The following is a 9,795-nucleotide window of genomic DNA, read 5'->3' on the forward strand; positions in this document are numbered from 1 at the left end:
GACGCCGAGTACGCCCGCGGCCATTTCCAAGGACGGTTTCGTCAAAATGCCGACACGTTCGTCAGCCGTGACGCCGCAGTCCATGAGAATGCGCGCGATGCGGTTAGCCCTTGCGTTCAGCTCGCCGTACGTCCATTTCGCGCCATTGTATGCCGCGGCCGGCCGGTTCGCGTAGCGGGCGGCCGTTTCTTCAAAGAGACGGTGAACCGTTTTGTCCCGCGGCACAGAAAGTGTTTTTCCTTTCCATGCGTCAAGGAGGGCTTGTTTTTCAGCATCGCTGATCAGTGAAATCTCAGGCAGCTTTCTGTCCGGACTTTCTGCCGCTTGCTTCAGAATCCGCAGGAACCCGGCGCTCCACTTTTCAATTGTTTCTTTTTTAAACAGATCAGTCGCATATTCAAACTGAAGGCCGAGACCTTCTTGATCCGTAAAGCCGCCGAGTGTCAGATCGAATTTCGCCGTGCCTTGGTTTGACTCATACGGAGTGATGCGCAGGTTCTCCAGTTCCAGTGTTTCTTTATCCGGATCTTCTGTCGTCACCATAACCTGGAACAACGGGTTGCGGCTCATATCTCTCGGCAGGTCAAGCTTTCCGATCAGATCCTCAAACGGATAATCCTGATGCGCCAGCGCGTCGAGATTGGTTTGTTTCACTCGTTCGAGCAGCCCGGCGAAGGTCTGCTCTTTTCGCGTTTCATTGCGAAGCGCAAGCGTATTGACAAACATCCCCGGCATTTCCTGCACTTCGGCGCTCGTTCTTCCGGCGGTCACCGAGCCGATAATGATATCGCGCTGCCCCGTGATTTTGCTCAAAAAGACATGGAACGCGGCGTGAAGCACCATATGAAGAGTCGCTCCCGATGATTCCATTAATTCACGCACCGCTTTTTCCGTTTCGCGCCCCGCTCTGAAACAGACGGATTGTCCTTTAAAACTTTGAACCGGCGGACGGGGGAAATCGGTCGGCAGATTCAATTCAGGAAGCTCGCCGGAAAATGCGGAGAGCCAATAACGCTCATGGTCTTTCATCCGTTCGGCCTGCTCGGGTTCATTCTGCCAGACGGCGAAGTCTTTATAGTGCAGGTTCGGCGACGGCAGGCTTCCGCCTTTGTAAAGATGAGCGAGCTCTTTGACCAGCATGCTTCTGGACACGCCGTCGGCAATAATATGATGCATATCCAGCAGCAGCAGGTGTTTCTTTTCATTCAGTCTGACAAGAGCGGCCCGAATGAGCGGAGCCGCACTCAGATCGAACGGCTTAATGAATGCCTGAATGATAAGATCCGCTTTCTCCTCGTCCGCTGCTTCAAAGATGTGCAGGTCGATGTCAGCCTGTTCTGCGATCTGCTGCATCGGGCGGCCGTTTTGATCGATAAAGGACGTCCGCAAAGACTCGTGGCGATTGATCATCTGATTGAGCGCTTCCTGAAGCCTTGAAATATTGACTTCTCCTTCCATCAGAAGAACGGACGGCATATTATAACTGATTGTCTCCCGGTCAAGCTGGTTCAGGACGTACATCCGTTTTTGGGCGGATGATAACGGGTACGCGTCTGCACTGTCGGCAGGTGAGATCATCCGATATCCCTCAGATACCGCTGATTTTTCGATATATGCGGCAAGCAGGCGGACAGTCGGCTGTTCGAACAGCGCTTTTAACGGAACCGTTTTGTCCAGTTCAGCCTGAATATTGGCGAGGAGCATCATGCCTTTTAAAGAGTGCCCGCCATAATCGAAGAAATTATCGTCGATGCCGAGCGTATCCGTACCGAGTGTCTGTTTCCAAATGCGGCACAGCTTTTCCTCCAATTCCGTTTCCGGCAAGGCTGAAGCTGTTTGCGCCGTTTGGCTGACGCCCGGTTTCGGAAGGGCGTTTTTATCGGTTTTTCCGTTGGCTGTGAGCGGAATGCGGTCTACTTGTATGAAATAAGCCGGAAGCATATGAGACGGCAGTGTTTCGGAAAGCCGTTTGCGAAGCTCAGAGCCTTTCAGCTCGCTGTCGGCTTTATAATACGCGCACAGTTCCGGCAGCCCGCCTCCGCTGACTGCGAGAACGACCGCCTCCTGAATGCCGTTTACGCTTAACAGCACGGTTTCAACCTCTTTTAATTCAATGCGGTAGCCCCGGATTTTCACCTGATCATCCGCACGGCCGATAAATTCAATCGTCCCGTCAGGAAGCCTGCGGACGACATCTCCCGTTTTGTACATGAGGCTGTCCGGTGAAAAAGGATTTGAGAGAAATTTCTCCGCCGTCAGCTGCGGACGGTGAAGATATCCTCTGGCAAGCCCCTTCCCGGTAATATAAAGCTCGCCGCTTGCGCCCGGAGGAACGAGCTGCATTGCTCCGTCCAATACAAGCGCGCCGGTATTTGCGATCGGGCGGCCGATGACGGGACGCTGCTCATATTGATCAAGACGCTCCATATTGATCCGTTCCGCAATGGCGCCGATCGTCGTTTCCGTCGGCCCGTAGTGATTGATGAAGTCGGTATGGGCGTATACGTCATGAAATTTGCGGACATCGGACGTGATGATCTTTTCTCCGCCGAGCACCACTAAACGAAGCGGGCTGAAACGGCGTTCTGCCGCAAAGCGGGCTGTATTGACGATCATATGGAACAATGACGGCGTCAGTTTCATATACGTAATGCCGTTTTCCTGTATATACTCACCAAGCTGATCAGGCGCGGTGTACGTCTCTTTCGGCACAATGTGCAGCTCGCCGCCCGCCTGAAGAATCGGGAATATAGCCGTATAGCCGAGATCAAATGCGTAAGAAGACAGCAGCACGGATTTGTCAGCTTCGGTCAAACCGGCTTCACGGCTGAACCATGTGACATAATTGATTAGATTGCGGTGCTCCAGCTGGACGCCTTTCGGTTTGCCCGTTGTTCCCGAGGTATAAATGATATATGCAAGCTGGTCGGCGCCGGGCTCCGTTTCAAGCCGGTCGGCGCTTTCGTTCTGCCATTCTCCGTCTTCCATTACGACCGTATTTCCTTTATAAACGGCGGCCGCGGTCATGTTTCTCTCATTGACGACCAGAAGCTTCGTTCCGCTGTCTTCAAGAGAGTAGCGGATTCTCTCTTCAGGAGTCTCCGGATCAATCGGGAGAAATGCCGCTCCGGCTTTCATGACGCCGAGAATCGCGGTAATCAAGTCGGCCGAACGATCCATCATAATGGCCACGATGTCCTCACTGCCCGTTCCGCAAGCCTGAAGGTGGCGGGCAAACCGGTTCGAGCGTTCATCAAGCTCACGATATGTCAGACTTATTCCGCCCGCAACCGCCGTGAGATCAGGCGTTTTTTGCGCTTGCCGTTCAAACAGCGAAACAAAAGTGCCCTCAGGCAGATCCGCCTCCGTCCGTTTTTCATCAGAAAGGAGCGCTTCCCGCTCAGGAGCTGACAGCAGGCTTGCATCGGCCAGCTGAATATCCGGATTTTCAGCGCAGGCTTTAATCAGATTGACAAAATGAGCGCTCCAGCGGCGGATGGTTTCGTCCGCAAATAAGGCTTTCGCGTAATCAAAGCTCAATCCGACCTCTTCTCCGCGCTCAGCCGCTTCTAAGGAAAGATCAAATTTAGCGACATGATGATGCATGGAGTAAGAAGAAATCTCCAAATCTCCGAGCCGCAGGGCCGGGATCTCCATGTTCTGCATATTAAATAACACGCTGAACAGCGGACTCCGGCTTGTGTCCCTCGTTAACGGCAGTTTTTCAATTAATTCTTCAAGCGGATAGCTTTGATGCTCAAAAGCTTGAAGGCTCGCCGTTTTCACCTCATCCAGAAATTGTTTGAACGTTTTTTTGCCGGCAGGATGCGACCGAAGCGCAACTGTGTTGACAAACATGCCCGGCACGTCTTGGAGATCAGGATGCTGTCTTCCGGCCGCCGGAGACCCGACTACGATGTCTTCCTGACCCGAATATTTGGACAGCAGCACTTGAAAAGCGGCTAACAAGAACATGTACATCGTCGTATCCGTATCAGCCAGCAGCTTCTTAATCTGCGCCGTCACCTGTTTATCAAGCCCGAAGATGACGCGTTCCCCTTCAAAACTGCGCTCGGCAGGACGCGGGAAATCAAGCGGCAGATCCAACACCGGCAGATCGCCTTTGAACGTATCAAGCCAGTAGGCTTCGTGCTGATCGAGACTTGCTTTTTCACGCTGCCAGACTGAAAAATCCTTATAATGAATCTTTGGCAGCGCAAGCTCCGTGCCTTGATAAAGCTTCGCAAGATCACCGATGAAAATGCCCATTGAGCTTCCGTCCGTAATAATGTGGTGCATGTCAATCAGCAGAAGATGCCGGTCTTCTTCAAGCCGGATCAGCTTCGAACGGACCAGCGGCGCACGATTGAGCGCAAACGGCCTGATAAAGGCTTTTGTCAGCTCTTCTGCATCTTCTTCCCGGCCCTCGGCGGTTTCAAGCTCAAACGACACATTTTTATGAATGGTCTGCACGACTTCTCCATCTGCCATGTCAAACGACGTACGCAGTGTCTCATGACGGTTGATTAATGCCTGCATGGCCTCTTCAAGACGGTTTTTGTCTACTGATCCTTCCAGCAGAAGTACAGCAGGGACGTTGTAGCTCGTGCTGGCCTGTCCGAGCTGATTAAGGATATACATCCTGCGCTGTGCTGAGGAAACAGGATAATGCTTCTGATAAGGCGCTTGTCGGATCGGTTCAAACTGCTGTTCCTCCTCGCTCTCATGCTCCAAATAATGCGCAAGCTCCTGAATGGTCGGCTTTTCAAATAACACTTTAATCGGTACTTCTTTTTGAAAGTGCTCCTGGATTTTAGCGGTCATCATCATGGCTTTTAAAGAATGTCCGCCAATCGTGAAGAAATTGTCAGTCACACCCGCTTTTACACCGAGAATGCCTTCCCAAATGTCGGCGAGTTTCTGCTCCGCTTCCGTTTTCGGCGCTACGTATTCTTTTTGAACGGCTTCAGCCTGAGGCTCAGGCAGCGCTTTTTTATCAATTTTTCCGTTCGCCGTCAGCGGAAACTGATTCATCTGGATGAAGTGCGCGGGAATCATATATTCCGGAAGTGATTCCGAAAGTGTTTTGCGCAGGTCTTCCGGCGAAAGGGCTTGGTCTGCCGTAAAGTAAGCGCAGATTTCATTTTCATCCGCTTTATTTTTCCGGATCACAGCCGCAGATTCCGTCACATTCTCCGCCTGGCTGATTTTCGCCTCGATTTCGCCGAGCTCGATTCTGAAACCGCGGACCTTTACTTGGTTGTCAATTCTGCCGAGAAACTCGATCGTGCCGTCCGGAAGCCACTTCGCCAAGTCCCCCGTCCGGTATATCATTTCATCCGGTCTGAACGGATCGCGGACAAACTGCTTCTCCGTTAATTCAGACAGGTTCACATAGCCTCTTGCCACTCCGCTTCCGCCGACGCACAGCTCACCGGGCGCGCCGATCGGCTGGAGGTTGCGGTTTTCATCCATAATGTACGCAGTGGAATTTCCGATCGGCTTCCCGATCGGGATCGAACCGTCGTAGTCCTGATCAATGAGAAAACTCGTCGAAAACGTCGTATTCTCCGTCGGCCCGTAGCCGTTCCAAAGCGACAGCTCCGGTGATGCTTTCCTCACTTTGCTGACGATATGCGGCACAAGCGCATCACCGCCGATGATGAGGTGCCGGAGCGTGTTAAACATGCCGGCATCCTTTTGGGCAAGCTGATTAAACAGCGGAGACGTCAGCCACATGGTCGTGATCCGCTGCTCTTTCAGAAATTGGGCAAATTGTCCGGCGTCAAGCAGCGTCTCTTTTGTCACCGGGTGCAATGACGCTCCGTTCAGCAATGCGCCGAAGACTTCGAAGGTTCCGGCATCGAAGCTGACGGCTCCCGTTTGCGCCATCCGGTCTTCTTCATGAACCGGCACGTAATTCGAATGTTTGACGAGCCTGATGATATTTCTGTGTTCAATCATGACGCCTTTCGGTTTGCCGGTCGATCCGGATGTATACATGATATACGCCAAGTCGTTGCCGCCGGCCGGAAGATTCAAGTCTGTTCCGCTTACCGTTTCATCCGCGCTTTCATCCAGCATGACGACCGGGACTTGCAATGCGCCCGCTTGTTCTTGATAGTCCTGAACTGTCAGCACGAGCCGAATCGAGCTGTCTTCCGCCATAAAGCGGAGACGGTCCTCCGGAAAAGCCGGATCAATCGGCACATATGCGCCGCCTGCTTTTAGGACGGCAAGCATTCCGACAACGGTTTCCGCAGACCGGTCGTTCATAATAGCGGCGGTCCGGCCTTTTTCCAGCCCGCTCTTCACAAGGTGTCTCGCCAGACGGTTGGCCGCTTCGTTCACTTCACGGTAGGTCCATTCGCGTCCCGCTTCTTTTATCGCGATGCTTGCAGGCGTCCGGTTTGCCTGTGCTTCAAACAAACGGTGAACGGCCTCCTCTTCCGGAAGCGCCGTTTTCGTATCATTGAATATTTCAACAATCTGCCGCTCTTCTTCGCCTGAAACAAGGCCGAGTTCCCGCACGGGCGCGTCAGGCGTTCCGACCGCGGCTTTCATCATGCGGGTCAGATGGTGCGCCGTTCGTTCGATGGCATCATGAGCGAAAGCCGCTCCATTGTATTTGATTTTGACAGTCCACGTTTTTCCCGGATACACGATGAGATTGAAATCAAAGCTCGTCTGCTCAAAAGCATGTTCAACTTTAATGGAAAAGCCGAGTCTTTCCTCCATGCCCCCGTTTTCCAGCTCTTTGTCCAGCGGATAGTTTTCAAACGCGACCAAATGATTTAAGAGGCTGCCGTCCAGGGCGGAGCGCTTTTGAATGTCATAGAGCGGCACATAATCATAGCGCTCGGCTTCCACGGCGTTTTTCTGAACTGCCGCCATCACGTCCGAAAAGGCTGCATCTTTGTCAATTTTGATTCTGACGGGAATTGTATTGATGAACAGCCCCGCCATCGTTTCTATGCCGTTGATTTCTGAAGGACGGCCTGATACGACGGTGCCGAACACCACATCGTCTGTATAGTTGTATTTGCTGAGCACCGCACCCCAAACGGCCTGAAACAGGTTAGGTCCCGTGACTTGATGCCGGTTGGCGGTCTGCTGAATCTGCGCGACCAGCTCTTCATCCCAGACAAAAGAATATTCTTCATTTTGGTAGTCTTTCTTTTCTGCTGCCAGACGGCCCGGGAGCAGGCTCGGCTGTTCGAAATCCGCCAGGCGGCTGCTCCAATATTGTTCCGCCTCCTCATAATCCCGGCCTCCGAGCCATTTGATATAGTCAGAGTAAGGTTTGCCCTGGCTTCCCCCGGCGGGCCGGCCGGCACGAAGCGCTTCATAGTTTTGGAACAGGCTTTTCATCAAAACGCCCATACTCCAGCCGTCCATGACGATATGATGATTGCTCCAGACGAGATACAGCTCCTTCTCACTGAGTCTGAACACCGCCGCTTTAAAGAGAATATCTTTCGCCAGATGAAAGCCCTGCTGCTGCACGCCGCGTTTATAGCGTTCAATATATTCGGTTTGGCGCGCTTCATCTAATTGACTGATATCTTCATAGTGCACCTTCGTCTTCCGCTCGGCTAATACGACCTGGCGCGGTTTTTGAAGCTGCTGGTGCACGAATACCGTACGCAAAATGTCATATGTCCGGATCAGCTCATTGACGCTTTTTTCAAAAAGCTCCAGCTGAAAGCTTCCGTGAATCCTAAGCTCTAATTGTGTGAAGTAGGAGGAAGAATGCGGATCAAGCAGCGCATGATACAGCATTCCCTCCTGCATCGGTGTGAGTGCATACACCTTTTGAATCGATTTTTTGCTCATATGTCACCTCTGTCTTTTCTGTTAGAGAATTTCCATTAATTTATCAAGTTCATCAAGCGTCAGATCATCATCGCCAAGATCGCTAGGCGTAAGCTCAGGTCCGTCTTGGGCCAGGCAGTGATCTATGATTTTCAAGAGGTGCCCTTTAAAACTGTCACTGAACGATTGAATGGTTTTTTCATGAAATTCGAGAGAATGATAGGCAAACGTCATCGTCATCTGCCCATTTTCTATAAATCCGACAATATCAAGCGCATTCGGCTTCTCTGTGTCAGGGCTCAGCGATTGTCCTGACGGCATCCCGGATCTTGTAAATAAGCCGGAATCCGACATCTCATTAAACTGGCCTAAGTAGTTAAAGCTGATATCCGGATCAATCTCAAATGAAAGATTCTCTTTATGCTCAGGCGCCGTTACATAACGCAGAATGCCGTAGCCGACTCCTTTGTTCGGGATGTGTCTGATGTCTTCTTTCATTTGTTTCAGCTGATATGAAAGATCGTCGGCGTGCTTCATCTCAAGGATCATCGGATACATGCTCGTAAACCATCCGACCGTCCGGGTGATATTCAAGCCGTCAAGAATGTCTTCGCGCCCGTGGCCTTCCAAATGAACGCCGATCGTGTCTTCACCCGTCCACTCTTTCAGCGCCAGTCCGAGCGCCGTGAGCAGGATGTCGTTCATTTCGGTGTGATAGGCTTCATGTACGTTTGTCGTCAGCTGTTCAGTTTGTTCAGGCGTCAGAGAGAAGCTGACCGTTCTCGTATGTCTCATGCGCTGATCACCAGACTGCCTGTCTTTCGGAAGCTGAGTGCATACCTCTTTTTCCTCAAGCTCTCTCCAGTAATCCGCTTCTTTCAGAAACGCCTTCGTATTTGCGTATTCTATGATTCTCTCGGCAAATTCGGCGAATGAATGTGTTTTCGGCGGCAGCGCCGGTTCATTGCCTTGCTTCAGCTGTGTATACACGGACGTAAAGTCCTCCAGTAAAATCCGCCAAGATACACCATCCACGACTAAGTGATGGATTGCAAGAAGAAGGTGGTCTCCATCTTCAGCCCGGAAGAGCCCGGCTTTCAAGAGATGTCCTGTTTCCAGTGAAATACTGCTTTGAAGACGGTCTGCTTCCCTTTCGATACGATCCTCATGGTCTTCAGCAGGTCCGTTCAGCTCAAAGACGTTCAGTTCAACAGACGCATCCTCAAGCCCTCTGTAATACGGTGTTTGTTCACGATAAATCATCCGGAGCGCATCATGGTGAACCGTCAGGACATGTAATGTTTTTTCTGTTATCTCCGGATCAAAGCCGTCTTTCGCGTGAAGCATGACGGATTGGTTCCAGTGGTGTTTGTCGGTAAAGTTTCGTTCAAAGAACCAGCGCTGGATCGGCGTTAAGTCCGCTTCGCCTTCGACAGGGCCTTGGTCGGCCTGCTTGCCTTCCGTCCGCTCCACATAAGAGACGAGCTCTTCGATGGTCGGATGCTGGAAGAGATCTTTCATCTCCAATTTATAGCCGTGCTGGTTCAGGCGGCTCGCCATTTGGATGCCTTTGATCGAGTCCCCGCCGAGCGTGAAGAAATTATCGCTTACGCCGATCTGGTCAAGACCGAGCACTTCCTGCCAAATGTCGGAAAGCAGCGTCTCCATCTCCGTTTCCGGCGCTTTGTACGCGGCGCTTCCCGCTTCAATGTCAGGCGCCGGCAGGGCTTTTTTGTCAATCTTTCCGTTTGCGGTGACCGGAAGCTCGTCCATCTCCACCCAGAACGCCGGCACCATGTAGTCAGGCAGCGTGTCTTTCAGCGCGGATTTGAGCGCTTCAATATCGTCCTGCTGAGGCGCGACATAGGCGCAAAGCGCGGTATTGCCCGCTTTGTCTTCCACGGCCGTCACCGCTGCGTCATGAACGTCCGCAAGCTGGGCGAGGCGGACTTCGATTTCTGAAAGCTCGATCCGGTAGCC

At 52.1% G+C, this 9,795-nt stretch carries 2 protein-coding genes; both read right to left on the reverse strand.

Annotation, left to right across the window (positions count from 1 at the left end):
• Window positions 1-7,836, reverse strand: a 7,836-nt coding sequence (gene srfAB / locus BR62_RS20060) for a surfactin non-ribosomal peptide synthetase SrfAB (RefSeq protein ID WP_032870991.1), incomplete at its 3' end; no start/stop codon positions are given.
• Window positions 7,837-7,857: 21 nt separating this feature from the next.
• Window positions 7,858-9,795, reverse strand: a 1,938-nt coding sequence (locus tag BR62_RS0112075) for a condensation domain-containing protein (protein WP_032870993.1), incomplete at its 5' end; no start/stop codon positions are given.

This window comes from Bacillus sp. UNC69MF, assembly GCF_000746035.1.
GTDB lineage: Bacteria > Bacillota > Bacilli > Bacillales > Bacillaceae > Bacillus > Bacillus velezensis.